Source organism: Streptomyces sp. NPDC102437 (genome assembly GCF_044765565.1).
Lineage (GTDB): Bacteria > Actinomycetota > Actinomycetes > Streptomycetales > Streptomycetaceae > Streptomyces.
Genome location: NZ_JBIWKI010000003.1, coordinates 178,630 through 194,217, shown reverse-complemented (window position 1 = coordinate 194,217; position 15,588 = coordinate 178,630). Strand labels below are relative to the sequence as shown.

14 protein-coding genes are annotated in these 15,588 nt (G+C 71.3%); 8 read left to right on the top strand and 6 right to left on the bottom strand.

The genetic code is table 11. From position 1 onward, the window contains the following. Window positions 1–16: 16 nt before the first annotated feature. The 5 genes from ACIRJP_RS05900 to ACIRJP_RS05880 all read right to left on the bottom strand — a co-directional run bounded on the left by ACIRJP_RS05900 (window position 17) and on the right by ACIRJP_RS05880 (window position 4,678). A complete protein-coding gene (locus tag ACIRJP_RS05900; RefSeq protein WP_404168554.1) occupies window positions 17–541 on the bottom strand; it encodes a DUF1990 family protein in 525 nt (174 codons plus the stop codon). After that, window positions 538–1,389 (bottom strand): YndJ family protein, encoded by an 852-nt coding sequence (locus ACIRJP_RS05895; protein WP_404168551.1) that lies wholly within the window; start codon window positions 1,387–1,389, stop codon window positions 538–540. Before ACIRJP_RS05895 ends, ACIRJP_RS05900 begins: the two co-directional genes overlap by 4 nt. 123 nt (window positions 1,390–1,512) lie before the next feature. Next, window positions 1,513–2,577, bottom strand: a complete 1,065-nt coding sequence (locus ACIRJP_RS05890) for a FecCD family ABC transporter permease (RefSeq protein ID WP_404168548.1) — start codon at window positions 2,575–2,577, stop codon at window positions 1,513–1,515. Then, window positions 2,574–3,611: a FecCD family ABC transporter permease gene (locus ACIRJP_RS05885; protein WP_404168545.1), complete on the bottom strand. Its 1,038-nt coding sequence runs from the start codon at window positions 3,609–3,611 to the stop codon at window positions 2,574–2,576. Before ACIRJP_RS05885 ends, ACIRJP_RS05890 begins: the two co-directional genes overlap by 4 nt. Window positions 3,612–3,628: 17 nt before the next feature. Beyond that, the gene (locus tag ACIRJP_RS05880) at window positions 3,629–4,678 is read right to left on the bottom strand and encodes an iron-siderophore ABC transporter substrate-binding protein (protein ID WP_404168542.1); all 1,050 of its coding nucleotides are present in this window, start codon (window positions 4,676–4,678) and stop codon (window positions 3,629–3,631) included. 413 nt (window positions 4,679–5,091) lie between these two features. Between ACIRJP_RS05880 and ACIRJP_RS05875 the strand changes: the two genes are divergently transcribed. Beyond that, complete coding sequence (locus tag ACIRJP_RS05875) at window positions 5,092–6,144, top strand: chitinase (RefSeq protein WP_404168539.1); 1,053 nt, start codon at window positions 5,092–5,094, stop codon at window positions 6,142–6,144. A 100-nt stretch (window positions 6,145–6,244) separates the two neighbouring features. On the opposite strand, the gene ACIRJP_RS05870 is transcribed toward ACIRJP_RS05875, so the two are convergent. After that, the gene (locus ACIRJP_RS05870) at window positions 6,245–7,612 is read right to left on the bottom strand and encodes an FAD-dependent oxidoreductase (RefSeq protein ID WP_404168536.1); all 1,368 of its coding nucleotides are present in this window, start codon (window positions 7,610–7,612) and stop codon (window positions 6,245–6,247) included. A gap of 258 nt (window positions 7,613–7,870) precedes the next feature. Here ACIRJP_RS05870 and ACIRJP_RS05865 point away from each other — a divergent pair, with 258 nt between their 5' ends. From ACIRJP_RS05865 to ACIRJP_RS05835, 7 genes are all read left to right on the top strand, one after another. Continuing rightward, complete coding sequence (locus tag ACIRJP_RS05865) at window positions 7,871–9,937, top strand: SpoIIE family protein phosphatase (protein ID WP_404168533.1); 2,067 nt, start codon at window positions 7,871–7,873, stop codon at window positions 9,935–9,937. A 140-nt stretch (window positions 9,938–10,077) separates the two neighbouring features. Then, on the top strand, window positions 10,078–11,466 hold the full coding sequence (locus ACIRJP_RS05860; RefSeq protein WP_404168530.1) for a wax ester/triacylglycerol synthase family O-acyltransferase: 1,389 nt from the start codon (window positions 10,078–10,080) through the stop codon (window positions 11,464–11,466). Between the two features lie 173 nt (window positions 11,467–11,639). After that, window positions 11,640–12,638, top strand: a complete 999-nt coding sequence (locus tag ACIRJP_RS05855; protein WP_404168960.1) for an aldo/keto reductase — start codon at window positions 11,640–11,642, stop codon at window positions 12,636–12,638. Between the two features lies 1 nt (window position 12,639). Beyond that, window positions 12,640–12,951, top strand: a complete 312-nt coding sequence (locus tag ACIRJP_RS05850; RefSeq protein ID WP_266727499.1) for an L-rhamnose mutarotase — start codon at window positions 12,640–12,642, stop codon at window positions 12,949–12,951. A gap of 1 nt (window position 12,952) precedes the next feature. After that, window positions 12,953–13,807: an amidohydrolase family protein gene (locus ACIRJP_RS05845; RefSeq protein ID WP_404168527.1), complete on the top strand. Its 855-nt coding sequence runs from the start codon at window positions 12,953–12,955 to the stop codon at window positions 13,805–13,807. A gap of 71 nt (window positions 13,808–13,878) precedes the next feature. Further along, entirely contained in the window at window positions 13,879–14,739 is an 861-nt protein-coding gene (locus ACIRJP_RS05840; RefSeq protein WP_404168524.1) for an Fpg/Nei family DNA glycosylase, read from the top strand. Between the two features lie 88 nt (window positions 14,740–14,827). After that, complete coding sequence (locus tag ACIRJP_RS05835; protein WP_404168521.1) at window positions 14,828–15,580, top strand: LytR/AlgR family response regulator transcription factor; 753 nt, start codon at window positions 14,828–14,830, stop codon at window positions 15,578–15,580. The last annotated feature ends 8 nt before the right edge of the window (window positions 15,581–15,588 follow it).

The following is a 15,588-nucleotide window of genomic DNA, read 5'->3' as shown; positions in this document are numbered from 1 at the left end:
CTCCAGTATCGGCGATTCAGCCCCGCCTGCCGCGCTCCTCGTCCACGATGCGCCGCAGCGTGCTGCCCAGCCGCCGCGCGTACCACCGCTGGAGCACCGGTACAAGGGGCCCCGCGAGCCGGGTGTACCAGGCGGCCGGGCGGCTGAACGCCGTGACGGTGAACCACACCGCTCCGTCGTCGGCCAGCTCCACCATGAAGGACTCCTCGCCGCGCTCCGGGTGCCGGGCCTCGGTCCCGTAGGCGAACCCGACGCGGTCCTGCTCGTAAGCGGTCCAGACGACCTGGCAGGGTGCGGCGAACCGGAGCGGGCCGACGCCCAGCGACACCCGGACGCGCACCCCGTCGCCGGCGCGGGGAGCCGACGCGTCGACCCTGGCCCCGCTGGTGCGGTGCATGCGCCATTCGGTGACCGCCGCGCCCGCAGCCCGGAGGTCGGCCCGGCCACGCCCGACCCTGGCCCGGTGGTGGAGGTGGTGGTATCCGCCGGGCAGCGGGCCGAGGCGGGTGGCGCCGGCCTCGGGATAGCTGAGGTAGCTCATGCGGTCCTGCTTCCTTCATGGTCGGTGTGATCGCGGAGCCGCTGCCAGGCGAGCACCGAGCAGAGCGCGAAGCCCAGTGCGTTGCCGAGGCCGTGGGTGGCGGCCATCCAGGTCAGTGTGGGGTGCGGGAGTCCGGTGGCCTCGCCGAGCGCCCAGCTCAGGGCGAGCACCATGGTGACGGCGAGCACGGCGGACGAGACGGCGAGCAGGGCCCGGGTGACCCGGTCCCGCTGCCCCGCACGGACCGACCGCCAGGTGAGGAGGGCGACGGTCCACATTCCCGCGGTCAGCACGGCGGCTCCCGCGAGCTCGGCCCGGTCCCCGATGAAGTAGCCGATCAGGACGAGCAGGGTGCCCAGCGGCACGCTCAGCGCGGCGAACCTTCCCGCGCGGCTGTCGGTGATCCGGCAGACGAGCCCCGCGACCAGCGCGGCGGCGAATCCGGCGAAGTGGAAGTGCGGCACGGTCAGCGCGAGGATGCCGAGCCCGAAGCCGAAGAGTGTGTGCCCCGAGCGTTCGGCGACCAGGGCCGTGGCGGCGATCGACGGCGTGACCAGGGTGGTGAGCAGGGCGATCTCGGCCGGTGCCCGGGACATCGGGAGGTCGCGGAGCCGCAGCAGCCGGGATGGGGCGTGCAGGGCGAGCAGTACGGCGCCGAGCGCGTAACAGACCGCCAGGGCGGTGGCGGCCGTGCCGCGCGGCAGCCAGAGCGAGACGGCGCCGGGAACGGCGAAGAGCGGCCACAGGCGCCGCATCCGGTCCAGCCCGGCCACACTGGTCAGCCGCAGCCCCGCGGGGACCACCAACAGCATGCCCAGCATCACGATCGAATTGACCAGCACGGACATCGCCGCCCCCCGACTTGAACGCGTTCAACTGTGCTCGGTGCAGACTCTACGAGCTTTCTTGAACGCGTTCAAGGGATGCGGGGCCGAGGTCTCCTCAGTGGCGAGTGGCGTACGGTGCCGACCTCACAGGGCTCCCCGGCGCCACTCCCGTACCAGCAGATAGCCCAGGTACACGCCTCCGACGGCCATCGTGTAGATGCCGACCGGCAGGTTGTCGAAGAGCGGCAACTGCTGGGCGCAGAGATCCGCGAGCACCAGCAGCAGCGCTCCGGTCAGCGCCGACAGAGCCAGGTGCGGGCCGGAGACCCGGGTGATCCGCCTGGCGATCTGCGGGGCCGTCAGCGAGATGAACGCGATGGGGCCGGCGACGCTGACCGCCCCCGCCGAGAGCACGATCGCCAGCAGCAGGGCGGCCGTCTTCGTGCGGCGGGGCTCGGAGCCGAGCGCGGCGGCGATGTCGTCGCCCATCTCCCCGATGTCCAGCCGCCGTGACACCAGCGCGGTGAGCGGGGCCGCCACCAGCAGCACCAGCCAGATCGTGGCCGCGTCCTCCCAGGACCGCGCCGACAGGCTGCCGTTGACGTAGGCGGTGAGGACGGCGGCCCGGTCCCGCTCCATGGCGTAGACGACGTACTGGGTGATCGCGGTGCCGATCGCGGCGACCCCGATCCCCGCGATGACCAGCCGGGCCGGGTTACGGAATCCGGTCCCGGTCGACACGTGGACCAGCGCCATGGCGAGGAGGGCGCCGAGCAGCGCGCCGAGCGCCAACGGCACGGTGTCCGGGAACAGCAGCGCCGAGATGGCGGCGCCCGCCCCGGCACCGGACGCCAGCCCGATCACATCGGGGCTGCCCAGCGGATTGCGGGTGACGGACTGGAACAGCGCGCCGGAGAGCCCGAGCGCCGCACCGGTGCCCACGGAGACCGTCAGCCGGGGACCGCGCAGCCGCTCCAGCACGAACGCGTCCTTGCCCTCGGCCCCGCCGGTCACCGCCCCGGCCAGGTCGGCGAGCGGAATGCCGAGCCGCCCGAGCGACAACGTGGCGACGGCGCCCGCCAGCAGCAGCACCAGCAGCACGAGGGCCGTCAGCACCGACACCTGCCGGACGGGCACCGCCACCCTCCCACCGGCCCTGATCACCTTCCGGGGCGAGGCGGTGCGGACCGCGGCCTGATGCGAGGTCATGCGTTGCCCCTCATTCTGCGTACGGCGACGAGCAGTGCCGGCGCTCCGATGAACGCGGTCACGACACCGACCATCAGCTCCTGCGGGCGCATGACCACCCGGCCCACGACATCCGCGAGGAGCAGCAGCGCCGGACCGGCCAGCGCCGAGAGAAGGACCTGCATGCGGAAGTCGACACCGACCACGGCGCGCACCACATGCGGAACGGCCAGTCCGACGAAGGCGATCGGACCGACCGCCGCCGTCGCCGCCGCGCTCAGCAGCGTGGCCGCGAACAGCCCGCCCGCCCGCACCATCGCCGGATTCGCCCCCAGGGACGCCGCCGTCGAGTCGCCGAGCGCGAGTGCGTTGAGGGCGGGACCGAGCACCGCGGCGATCACCAGACCGGCCACGGCGAACGGCAGGACCGACCAGAAGACATCGAAGTCCCGCCCGCCGAGCGCCCCGACGACCCAGTACCGGTAGCTGTCGAACACCTGCGGGCGGCTCAGCGTCACCGCCTGGATGAATGCCATCAGCACGGCGGAGAGCACCGCGCCGGCGAGCACCAGCCGGATGAGACCGCTGCCCGAACCCGCCGACCCGATCGCATGGACGAGCAGACCCGCGAGCAACGCACCGGGCAGCGCCCACCACATGGTGTCCGTGCTGCCCGAGGCCCCCAGGAACGCCGTCGCGGCGACGATGCTCGCGGAGGCACCCGCGTTGATCCCGAGGAGCCCGGGATCGGCCAGCGGATTGCGGGTCACCCCCTGCATGAGGGTGCCCGCGACGGCGAGGCAGAGACCGGCCAGCACACCGAGCGCGGTGCGCGGACAGCGGCTCTCGACGATGGTGGTGACATTCGGGTCCGCGCTGCCGGACAGGACGTGCAGGACATCGCCGAACGAGGTGGTACGGCTGCCGAACATGACGCTCGCGAGTACGGCGAGCACCAGGACGGCGACCGCGATGACGACGGAGAACGCCCGCCGAGCGGTGCCGGTCCGTGAGGTACCGGCACCGCTCGGCGGCGCGTGCGTGGTGATGGCCATGGGGGTGGTGGTCCGCCTCAGCCCTTGGCGGCGGACGCGACGGCCTTGTCGATCAGTGGCAGGTAACGGTCGATCACCCACGGCACGGTGAGCGGGTTGATGATCGAGGAGGCCGTGACGAAGGAGTTGTCCTTGCCCGCCACCACGGCACCGCTCTTGACCGCCGGGATCGCCGCGTACAGCGGCTGCGCCTCGGTCTCCTTGCGGGCCTTGTCGTCCATGTAGAACGTGAAGACCAGGTCGCTGTCCTTCAGCTTCTCGGCGTTCTCCAGGCCGATGAGCGCCGAGTCGGTGCCCTTGGTCTCCTTGAAGGTGTTCACCACCGGGTCGACCGTGAGCCCGAGCGAGGAGACCATCTTGACGCGCTGCTCATCGGGCTTGAAGACACCGAGGGTGCCGGGGCCGGTGTTGTAGATGTACGAGAACTTGTACTTCTTGTACTCGGGCCGGGTGGCCGCCGCGTCGGACAGCTGCTTCTCGATCTTCGAGGTGAGCGTCTTCGCCTCGTCCGGCTGTCCCAGCGCCTTGGCGATGATCTCGATCTGCTGGTCCCAGTCCGTGCTCCACGGCAGATCGGGATAGGCGACGGTGGGGGCGATGTCCTTGAGGATGTCGTAGTCCTTCTGCGTGATCCCGGACCACGGCGCGAGGATCACGTCCGGCTCCAGCTCGGTGATCGCCTCGAAGTCGATGTCTTCACCGCCCGTGAACTGGGTCGGCAGCTTGTCGCCGGCCTTCTTCACCGCCTCGTGGATCCAGGGCAGATAGCCCGTCTTGTCGCTTCCCCAGTCGTACTTCTCGATGCCCACCGGGGTGTGGCCGAGCGCGATGGCCGTCTCGGCGGAGCCCTGGCCGAGGGTGACGACCCGTTCGGGCTGCTCCTTGATCTCCGCGGTGCCGAGCGCGCTCTTGACGGAGACGGGGAACGCGCCGCCGCTCTTCCCGGACGCGCCGGAGGTCTCCTTGGCGTCGTCGCCCGACGAGCAGCCGCCGAGGGCGAGAACGAGCGCTGCGGCGGCGGCAGTTGCGGCGAGCGTCCGGCGACGCGCGCGGGTGAACCGGGACATGGATGTTCCTCATGTTTGAACGGGTGGAGCAGCGGATCCCCGCGACCGTGCGAGGGCATGCCGAATGAGCGGCCGTACGGGGTACGACAGGCGGCCCCGATGCAGATCGCAAAGAGTTAGGCAAGCCTAAGCTAAGTCATTGTGTGGCGGCAACCGGCCCCCGGGGAGCGCTTTCGGGCCCGCTCGCGCGGATTCGGGGCCGACTCCGGGATGCGGCCTGGTCGTCGCTTTGGTCCAGACCTATTGACGGCAGGTCCGGACCTCCCTAGCGTGTGGCGAGCTGTGAAATGCGAGATCGCATTCCGCCTGGGCTTGTCAGGCGCATGTCATTCGAGTAACTCGCCCCGCGCCGGGCCGCCTCGGGCAGAAGTACTGCCCCGGCGGCACCGGCCGCGACAGGAAGGGAACTGAGCATGTTCGATCGGACATCGCGCCTGCTGGGGGTCGGCCTCGCGGCGGTATGTGTCGTACAGCTGCTGGTGGGTGCGGAGTCGAGCGTCGCGCAGGACGAGACCTGCGCGGTCAAGTCGAAGCCCTCCGGAAAGGTGCTCCAGGGGTACTGGGAGAACTGGGACGGGGCCTCGAACGGGGTGCACCCGCCGCTCGGCTGGATACCGGTCACCGACGGCCGGATCGCGCAGCACGGCTACAACGTGATCAATGCGGCCTTCCCGGTCATTCTCTCGGACGGCACCGTCCTGTGGGAGGACGGTATGGACTCCACCGTGAAGGTCCCGACCCCGGCCGAGATGTGCCAGGCGAAGAAGTCCGGACTCACCACCCTGATGTCCATCGGCGGCGCGGCCGCCGGCATCGACCTCAACTCCACCGCCGTCGCCGACCGGTTCGTCGAGACGATCGTGCCGGTCCTGAAGAAGTACAACTTCGACGGCATCGACATCGACATCGAGACCGGTCTGACCGGCAGCGGCAACATCAACCAGCTGTCGGCCTCGCAGTCCAACCTCATCCGCATCATCGACGGCGTGCTCGCGCGGATGCCCTCGAACTTCGGGCTGACGATGGCGCCGGAGACGGCCTATGTCACCGGCGGGAGCATCACCTACGGCTCGATCTGGGGCGCGTATCTGCCCATCGTGAAGAAGTACGCGGACAATGGGCGCCTGTGGTGGCTGAACATGCAGTACTACAACGGCAGCATGTACGGGTGCGCCGGGGACTCGTACTCCGCAGGCACGGTCGAGGGGTTCACGGCCCAGACCGACTGTCTGGACAAGGGGCTCGTCATCCAGGGCACCACCATCAGGGTCCCGTACGACAAGCAGGTTCCGGGGCTGTCGGCCCAGCCGGGCGCGGGCGGCGGCCACATGACGACCGGCCAGGTGTCACAGGCCTGGAACCACTACGGCAACGCGCTCAAGGGCCTGATGACCTGGTCGCTCAATTGGGACGGCTCGAAGGGCTGGACCTTCGGGGACAACGTCAAGGCATTGCAGGGCCGCTGAGGCGCCGCGGCACCCCGTGCGCGACCGGGCGGCTCCGCCGAGGTGGACGGAGCCGCCCTTCCGGCCGGCCGTGACATCGGCCGGCCGGTACACCGTACGGTCAGGAACGGGGCTCGGAGGCGTCCAGCATGGCTTCGCGCTCCACGACCTTGATCCGCTCCCGGCCCTGCTCCTCGCCCAGGGCCTTCTCGTGCGCGTCCAGGCGGTACCAGCCCTCGCGGGTGGTGTATCGGACGCCGCGCTCCTCCAGGAAGGCGGTGACGGCCTCCGGCTCGGGCCGGACGGGCGCCGGCAGCCGGCCCTCGGCCTGGTCCTCCAGCAGGCAGGCCACGGTCTCGTTGGCGTCGCCCTTGGTGTGGCCGATCAGGCCGATCGGGCCGCGCTTGATCCAGCCCGTGACGTAGACCGAGGGCATGTGCTCCCCGCCTTCGACGACGCGTCCGGCGGCGTGCGGGACGGTGCCGGAGACCACGTCGAACGGGACCTTGGGGAGCTCCTGCGAGTAGTAACCGACCGCGCGGTAGACGCTCTGGACGTCCCAGTCGGTGAAGTTGCCGGTGCCCTTGACGTTGCCGGTGCCGTCCAGCTCGGTCCGCTCGGTGCGCAGGCCGACGACCCGGCCGTCCTCGCCGAGGATCTCCACCGGGGACTCGAAGAAGTGCAGGAACAGCTTGTGCGGCCGCTCGCCGACGTCGCGGATGGCCCAGTTCTCCAGAGTGGAGGCGACCATGTTGGCCTGCTTGTTGCTCCGCCGGGTCTCGATCGAACCCGCGTCGTACTCGATGTCCTCGGGGTTCACGATGACCTCGATGTTCGGCGAGTGGTCCAGCTCACGCAGCTCCATCGGGCTGAACTTGGCCTGCGCGGGGCCCCGGCGTCCGAAGACGTGCACTTCGAGGGCCTTGTTGGCCTTGAGGCCGTCGTAGACGTTGGCGGGGATCTCGGTCGGCAGCAGCTCGTCCGCGGTCTTGGCGAGGATGCGGGCCACGTCCAGGGCCACGTTGCCCACGCCGAGGACGGCCACCTTCTCCGCCTCCAGCGGCCAGGTGCGCGCCACATCGGGGTGGCCGTCGTACCAGGAGACGAAGTCGGCGGCGCCGTGGGAACCGTCCAGGGTGCTGCCGGGGATGTCGAGCGCGCGGTCCGCGTCGGCGCCGGTGGAAAAGATCACGGCGTCGTAGAAGGACCGCAGATCATCCAGGTCGATGTCGTTGGGGTAGTCGACGTTGCCGAACAGCCGGAGCTGCGGCTTGTCGAGAACCTGGTGGAGTGCCTGGACGATGCCCTTGATCCGCGGGTGGTCCGGGGCCACTCCGTAACGGATCAGGCCGAAGGGGGCGGGCATCCGCTCGAACAGGTCGATCGAAACACCCGGTTCCTGGGCGGCCTCGGATTTCAGCAGCGCGTCCGCTGCGTAGATGCCGGCGGGGCCGGCTCCGACTATGGCGACGCGGACGGGGCGGGTCATCAGGTGCTGGTCCTTAGAACGTGCTGATGCGGGCAGTGCGGCTCAGGGTAAAGGTAAGGCTGGGCTTACCGTGCTCCACGGAACACCGTATCCGTTGCCGGTCCGCGACCTCGGGGCGGTTCGCCCTACGAGACGTCCGGCCCCTCCGTGCGGTGCCCGAAATGGCGTGAAGTGCACTCGGGTGGCGCGAGCGCGGGATTCGCTCGGCCGTGCGGGGTTCGCTCGAAGAATTGGACAAATGATGGCAGAGTGACCCACATGGATGATCGGGTAGCGGGTGCCCTGTCACTCCCGGACGACTGGCCCGCCCACCCGGATCTCAGCCTCGCCCTGAACCGTATGGGCAGCTTCGACTGGGACCTGGACAGTGGCCTCATGCACATGGACCGGCCCGCGCTCGACGTGTTCGACCTGAGGGTGGAGGAGTACGACAACCGGCCGGAGACGCTGGGGCTGCGGGTGCCGTCGGACGAGGGCGTCCGGCTCGACGCCGTGGTCGCGCAGGCGCTCAAGCGGGGGCAGAGCAATTACGGGGCGTACTTCAGGATCAGGCGGCGCGACGGCAGCCTCCGCTGGACCCACACCCAGGGCTTCATCCGGCGGGACGGAACCGGCCGCCCGCACCGCATCATCGGCATCGTCCGCGACGCGACCCAGGAGCTGGCCGACTCGAACGCCCGCCGCGAACTGGACACGGAGCGGCGCCGCCGCACCAGCCTGGTGGACGGCACCACGGCCGCGCTGGCCCACGCCCGCACCATCGGCGACGTCATCGAAGTGCTGAAGAACTCCCAGGGGCTGGCACATCTCGGCGCGACCAGCCTGGTCATGGGGCTGATAGAGGCCGGACGCATCCATCTGGTGGCCGACGGACCGGAGGACTCGTTCGTGCCCGGCACCCGGTACACCCGGACGGACGAGCAGTACCCGATGAGCGAGGTCGTGCGCACCCTCACCCCCCGCTTCATCGAGTCCGCCACCGACTTCGCCACCTCGTACCCGATCCTGTGGCCCCACATCAGCCACCTGGGCATCACCTCGGCCGCCTATCTGCCGCTGATCGCCCAGGCCCGCCCCATCGGCGCGCTCGGCCTGCTCTACAGCGACAAGGACGGCTTCACCGGCGACGAACGCAATCTGCTGGTCGCGCTCGGCAGCTCCATCGCGCAGAGCCTGCAAAGGGCCATGCTGTACGAGCAGGAGCACGATCTCGCCGAGGGCCTCCAGCAGGCCATGCTGCCGCGCAGGATCCCGGACGTGCCGGGGGCGCAGATCGCCGTCCGCTACCGCTCGGCCCGGCTGGGCCGGGACATCGGGGGCGACTGGTACGACGTCATTCCGCTGCCCGGCGGCCGGGTCGGGGCCGTCATCGGGGATGTGCAGGGCCACGACACCCACGCGGCGGCCGTCATGGGGCAGCTGCGCATCGTGCTGCGCGCGTACGCGGCCGAGGGGCACAGCCCCGCCACGGTGATGGCGCGGGCCTCGGTCTTCCTGCACGAGCTGGACACGGACCGCTTCGCGACCTGCACCTACGCCGAGGCCGATCTGACGACCGGGGTGGTGCAGCTGGTCCGGGCCGGCCATGTCGACCCGCTGGTGCGCGAGAGCGACGGCAGCTGCCACAGGCTTCCCGCGGAGGGCGGGCTGCCGCTGGGGCTCTCGGCCGAGTTCGGGCGGCTCGAATACCCGGTCAGCACCGCGGAACTCGACCCCGGCCAGACGCTGGTGATGTTCACCGACGGGCTGGTGGAGATGCCGGGCGCCGATCTCGACGAGGGCATCCAGCTGCTGACGGCCATGGTGCGCAACGGCCCGCAGGACCTCCAGCGGCTGGCCGACCGGCTCTGCGAGGAGGTCGACGAGCGCGGCGGCGAGGACGATGTCGCCGTCCTGCTGCTGCGCCGCAAGGCCGCCCACGCGCCCCAGCCCGGCGGCCGGCTCCAGCAGCACGTCGCGCAGAGCGACCCGGAGGCGCTGAGCTCCGCGCGCCACATGATCCGGGCGGCGGTGCGGGCCTGGGGCGCCAAGGCGCGCGCCGACGAGGTCGAGCTGGCCGCCGACGAGCTGATCACCAACGCGCTCATGCACACCGACGGCGGGGCCATCGTCACCATCCGGGTGCTCACCGGCCCCGAGCGTCGGCTGCGGGTCGACGTCGAGGACCGCTCCAGCGCGCTGCCCAGGCGTCGGGACGCGGGGGAGGCCGGGGTGTCCGGGCGAGGGCTGATGCTGGTGGACCGGCTGTCGGACCTGTGGGGCGTGGAGTCCCGGGGCGGTGGCAAGTGCGTCTGGTGCGAATTCGTCATCCCGGCAGACGAGTGACAGAGGCGCACTTCTTTACCTGATAGTAACGGAACGTAACATGTCTGTACTTGACCGTAACCGATCGCGAGCGATTGACTGCGACTCCGCAAGTGTTTGGCGACTCCGTCAGTCCTTGTCTTCGACGACATGAGGATCCGTTGGGAACTGAGCTGCTGGCACCCCTCGATCTTGCCTTCTGGCACCTCGAGTCCGATGCCCACCCGATGCACCTCGGCGCGCTCGCCGTCTTCTCCCCGGCCCCCGGCCCGGCGCACGGCGCCGACGCGGAGACCGTGCTCGAACTGCTGGGCGCACGCGCCGCCGCCATTCCCCGGCTGCGGATGAGGGTCAGGGACGTGCTGCTGCCCGTCGGTGGCGCGGCCTGGTTCGTCGACAAGGACTTCGACGTGCACCGGCACATCGGCCGGGTGCGGCTGACCGGGGCGGAGGCGCGGGACGAGGGCGGCGGTTTCATGGCGGGCGCCACCCGGCTCGCCGGTGAACTGATGGAGCGGCCGCTCGAACGGGGGCTGCCGCCCTGGCAGATGTACGTGATCGGCGGCGCCGACGGCGGCCCCTTCGCGGTGCTCGTCAAACTCCATCACGCGCTGGCCGACGGCATGCGTGCGGTCGCCATCGGCGCCGGGATCTTCGACGAGATCGCCGCCGTCGGCCGGACCCGCGCCGTAACCCCCGTCCGCCGGGCGCGCACCGTTGCGCCCCGCTCCTGGATGCCCGGCCCGCGCCAGGTCGCCGGCTTCGCGCTCGGCCGGATCGAGGATCTCGGGCGGGCGTTCGGTGTCGGCGCCTCCATGGTGCGGGCCAGCCGCCTCGATCCGCGCGGCACGCCCGCACTCACCGCGAGCTCCAGCGGCACCCGGCGGCTGGCCACCGCGGACCTGGACCTCGAAGCCGTCCAGCGGATCCGCCGCGCCGCGGGCGGCACGACCAACGACGTCCTGCTCGCGATCGTCGCCGGGGCGCTGCGCCGCTGGATGCGCGAGCGCGGCGAACCACTGCCCGTCGAGGACCCGCGCGCCCTGGTGCCGGTCTCCCGGCGCAGGCCGGGCCAGGCCGCGGCGACCGGGAACAAGCTGTCCGCCTATCTGCTCGGGCTCCCGGTCGGCGAACCCGACCCGTGGATGCGGCTCGCCGTCGTCCGCGCCGCCATGGACCGCAACAAGGCCGCGGGTCCCTTCCGCGGCCCCGGGGCGGTCGCCGTGCTCGCCGACCAACTCCCCTCGCTCGCCCACCGCTTCGGTGCGCCGATCGCCGGGAACGCCGCCAGGATGCTCTTCGACGTCCTGGTCACCAGCGTGCCCCTGCCACGTTCGGCGCTCTCGCTCGGCGGCTGCCCGCTGCGCGCGGTCTACCCGATGGCGCCGCTCGCCCGCGGCCAGTCCCTCGCCGTCGCGCTGTCCACGTACGGCGGCCGGGTGCGGGTAGGGCTGGTCGCCGACGGCAAGGCACTGCCCGACCTGGACCGGTTGGCGCGCTGCGCCGACGACGAGCTGGCCGAACTGCTCGCGCTGCTGCCGACGCCCTGAGTTGACGCCCGCTCCCGACCGTCCACAGAAACGCTGCCCCCGATCGGTTATAGATCGGACAGATATCGAGGAAAGTGCCACAACCAGTGGCCGCCGAGGTGTTGACGTGCCCAAGTGATCCGATGAATATTCGCTGTGTGCAGGAAGCGATCATCGGGGAGGGCGGCGGAAGCATGCGGCGCAACAGGCTGGGAAGCAGCGCGGTCGAGGTCACCGAGTTGTCCTTCGGAGCGGCCGCCATCGGCAATCTCTTCAACGCCGTCGACCCGGTACGGGCGGCCGCCGCGGTCGACGCCGCCTGGGACGAGGACGTCCGCTACTTCGACACCGCGCCGCACTACGGACTCGGCCTCTCCGAACGACGGCTGGGCGAGGCCCTGCGCTCCCGGCCCCGCGACTCGTACGTACTGTCCACCAAGGTGGGGCGGGTGCTCGACCCGCTGCCCGCCGACGCCACCGGCTCCGGTTCCGGCGACAGCTCCGACAGCCTCTCCGAAGGCTTCGCCGTGCCCGCCACCCATCGCCGACGCTGGGACTTCAGCGCCGACGGCGTACGCCGCAGCATCGAGGACAGCCTGGAGCGGCTCGGGCTCGACCGTATCGACATCGCCTATCTGCACGACCCCGACGACCACGCGCGGGCCGCGTTCGACGAGGCGTACCCGGCACTGGAGAAGCTGCGCGCCCAGGGCGTCGTCGGCGCCATCGGCGCCGGGATGAACCAGACCGCGATGCTGACCCGGTTCCTGCGCGACACCGATGTCGACGTGGTGCTCTGCGCCGGGCGCTACACCCTCCTGGACCAGTCCGCGCTCGACGAGCTGCTGCCCGAGGCGGCCGTCCGGGGCCGCAGCGTGGTCGTCGGCGGGGTCTTCAACTCCGGGCTGCTCGCCGACCCGCGCCCCGGCGCCACGTACGACTACACGGCCGCGCCCCTCACCCTCCTGGACCGGGCTCTGCGGATCAAGGCCGTCACGGAGGGCCACGGCGTCCCGCTGCGGGCCGCCGCCCTCCACTACCCGCTCGCCCACCCTGCCGTCGCCACGGTCCTCGTGGGCACCCGCTCCCCGGACGAGGTGCGCGACGCCGCCGCCCTGCTCCGCCGCGAGATCCCGGGCGAGCTCTGGGACGAGCTGCGCGCCGAGGGCCTGCTGACCGAGAACGGACACTGACATGAGAATCGCCCTGCACACCAAGGTCCGCGCCGACCGCATCGAGGAGTACGAGGCCGCTCACCGCGAGGTCCCGGCGGAGCTCACCGCCGCGATCCGCGCGGCGGGCGCCACGTCCTGGACGATCTGGCGCAGCGGCACCGACCTCTTCCACGTCATCGACTGCGAGGACTACGCCGCACTCCTCGCCGAGCTGGAGCAGCTCCCCGTCAACATCGCCTGGCAGGCCAGGATGGACGAACTGCTCGATGTCGCGCACGACTACTCGGCCGACGGCGCCGCAGCGGGGCTCCCGGTCGCCTGGGAGCTGTGACATGACCGGTCAGGAACGGATCGTCGACGCCCACCACCATGTGTGGGACCTCTCGGTACGTGACCAGGACTGGATAACCGGCGACGAACTCGCCCCGCTCCGGAGGAACTTCACCCTGGCCGACCTGGAACCCGAGGCGCGTGCCGCCGGGGTGTGCGCCACCGTCCTCGTCCAGACCGTCACCGTCGCGGCGGAGACCCCCGAGTTCCTGGCACTCGCCCACGGCAACGACCTCGTCGCGGGCGTCGTCGGCTGGTGCGACCTCACGGCGCCGGACGTCGCCGACACCCTGGCCCGCTTGCGTGAACTGCCCGGCGGCGACCGGCTCGTCGGCATCCGCCACCAGGTGCAGGGCGAGCCCGACCCCGGCTGGCTGCTGCGCCCCGAGGTCCTGCGCGGACTAAGCGCCGTCGCCGACGCCGGGCTCGTCTACGACCTCGTCGTCCAGGCCCGCCAGCTGCCCGCAACCGTCCAGGCGGCGGCGCTGTTGCCCGAGCTGGCCTTCGTGCTCGACCACGCCGGCAAGCCTCCCGTCGCCGCAGGTGAGCTGCGCCCCTGGGCGGACGACATCAGGGCGCTGGCCGCCCGCCCCAACACCGTCTGCAAACTCTCCGGCCTGGTCACCGAGGCCGATGTGCGCTCCTGGACCGTGCATGATCTGCGCCCGTACGCCGACACCGTCCTCGACGCCTTCGGCCCCGACCGGCTGATGTTCGGCTCGGACTGGCCCGTGTGCCGGCTCGCGGCGACGTACGAGGAGGTCGTCGAGACGGCACGCACCCTCACCGAGGCCCTCACCGGGGACGAGCGGGCTCGGGTCCTCGCCACCACGGCCGAGCGGGTCTACGGCCTCTGAGAGCCACCGCGGCCGAGCGGGTCCAAGGCCGCCGACAGGCACCGGACCGATGCTTTTGGCAGTCTGGGACCATGCCCGAACTACCGGAAGTCGAAGCTCTGCGGGTCTTCCTCGACGACCACCTGGTCGGCAAGGAGATCGACCGCGTCCTGCCGCTCAACGTGAGCGTCCTCAAGACGTACGACCCGCCGCTGTCCGCCCTCCACGGTGGTGCGGTCACCGGCATCGCCCGGCACGGCAAATTCCTGGACATCGGCGTCGGGCCGCTGCACCTGATCACCCATCTCGCGCGGGCCGGCTGGCTGCGCTGGAAGGACGCCTTCCCCGCCGAACCGCCGCGCCCCGGCAAGGGGCCCCTGGCACTGCGCACCGTGCTGACCGGCGGCGACGGCTTCGACCTCACCGAGGCGGGCACCACCAAGCGCCTCGCCGTGTACCTGGTGCACGACCCGGCCCAGGTGCCGGGCATCGCCAGGCTGGGCCCCGACCCCCTCGCCGGCTCATTCGACCGCGACGCGTTCGCCGCGCTGCTCGCCGGGGAACGCCGCCGGATCAAGGGCGCGCTGCGCGACCAGTCGCTGATCGCCGGCATCGGCAACGCCTACAGCGACGAGATCCTGCACGTCGCGAAGATGTCGCCCTACCTGCTCACCGCGAACCTCACCGACGAGCAGATCACCGCGCTCCACACGGCGATGCGCACCACGCTCCAGGACGCGGTTGCCCGCTCCAGCGGTCTCGCGGCCGGGAGGCTCAAGGCCGAGAAGAAGAGCGGGATGCGGGTCCACGGACGCACCGGCGAGCCCTGTCCGGTCTGCGGGGACACCATCCGCGAGGTGTCGTTCAGCGACTCCTCGCTCCAGTACTGCCCGACCTGCCAGACCGGCGGCAAGCCGCTGGCCGACCGCCGCCTGTCCAGGCTGCTGAAATGACCCGCCAGGGTGCGCGGGCGGGCCGGTACGCGAAGAAGCGGTGAATCACCAGGCCCCGCACCCCCGTGCGCGCTCTACACTCCGGCCCATGCTGCGCGTACTCGCCGTCGACGACGAAGAACCCGCCCTGGAGGAACTCCTGTACCTCCTGCGCGCCGATCCCCGGATCCGCAGCGCCGACGGGGCCACCGGGGCCACCGAGGCGCTGCGCCGAATCGGCGCCGCAGTCGAGGCGGGCCCGGACGACCCGGCCGCCATCGACGTCGTTTTCCTGGACATACACATGGCGGGCCTCACCGGTCTCGACGTCGCCCAGCTGCTGGCCGGCTTCGCCGCGCCTCCCCTCATCGTCTTCGTCACCGCCCACGAGGGCTTCGCCGTCCAGGCGTTCGACCTGAAGGCCGTCGACTACGTCCTCAAACCCGTACGCCGCGAGCGGCTGGCCGAGGCGGTGCGCCGGGTCGCCGAACAGGTGGGCGACCGCTCCGCGCCCGTGCTCGACACCGCGGGCGACCAGATCCCGGTGGAGCTGGGCGGAGTCATCCGGTTCGTCCCGATCGACGACATCGCCTACGCCGAGGCCCAGGGCGACTACGCCCGGCTGCACACCGCCACCGGCAGCCACCTCGTCCGCGTCCCCCTCACCACCCTGGAGGAGCGCTGGCGCTCCAGGGGCTTCGTACGCATCCACCGGCGCCACCTCGTCGCCCTCGGCCGGATCGACGAACTCCGCCTCGACGCGGGCAGCATGAGCGTCCGAATCGGCACCGCGGAGCTCGCGGTGAGCCGCCGCCACACCCGGGCGCTGCGTGATCTGCTGATGCGCCAGACCGGCCGCTGACCAGCGCC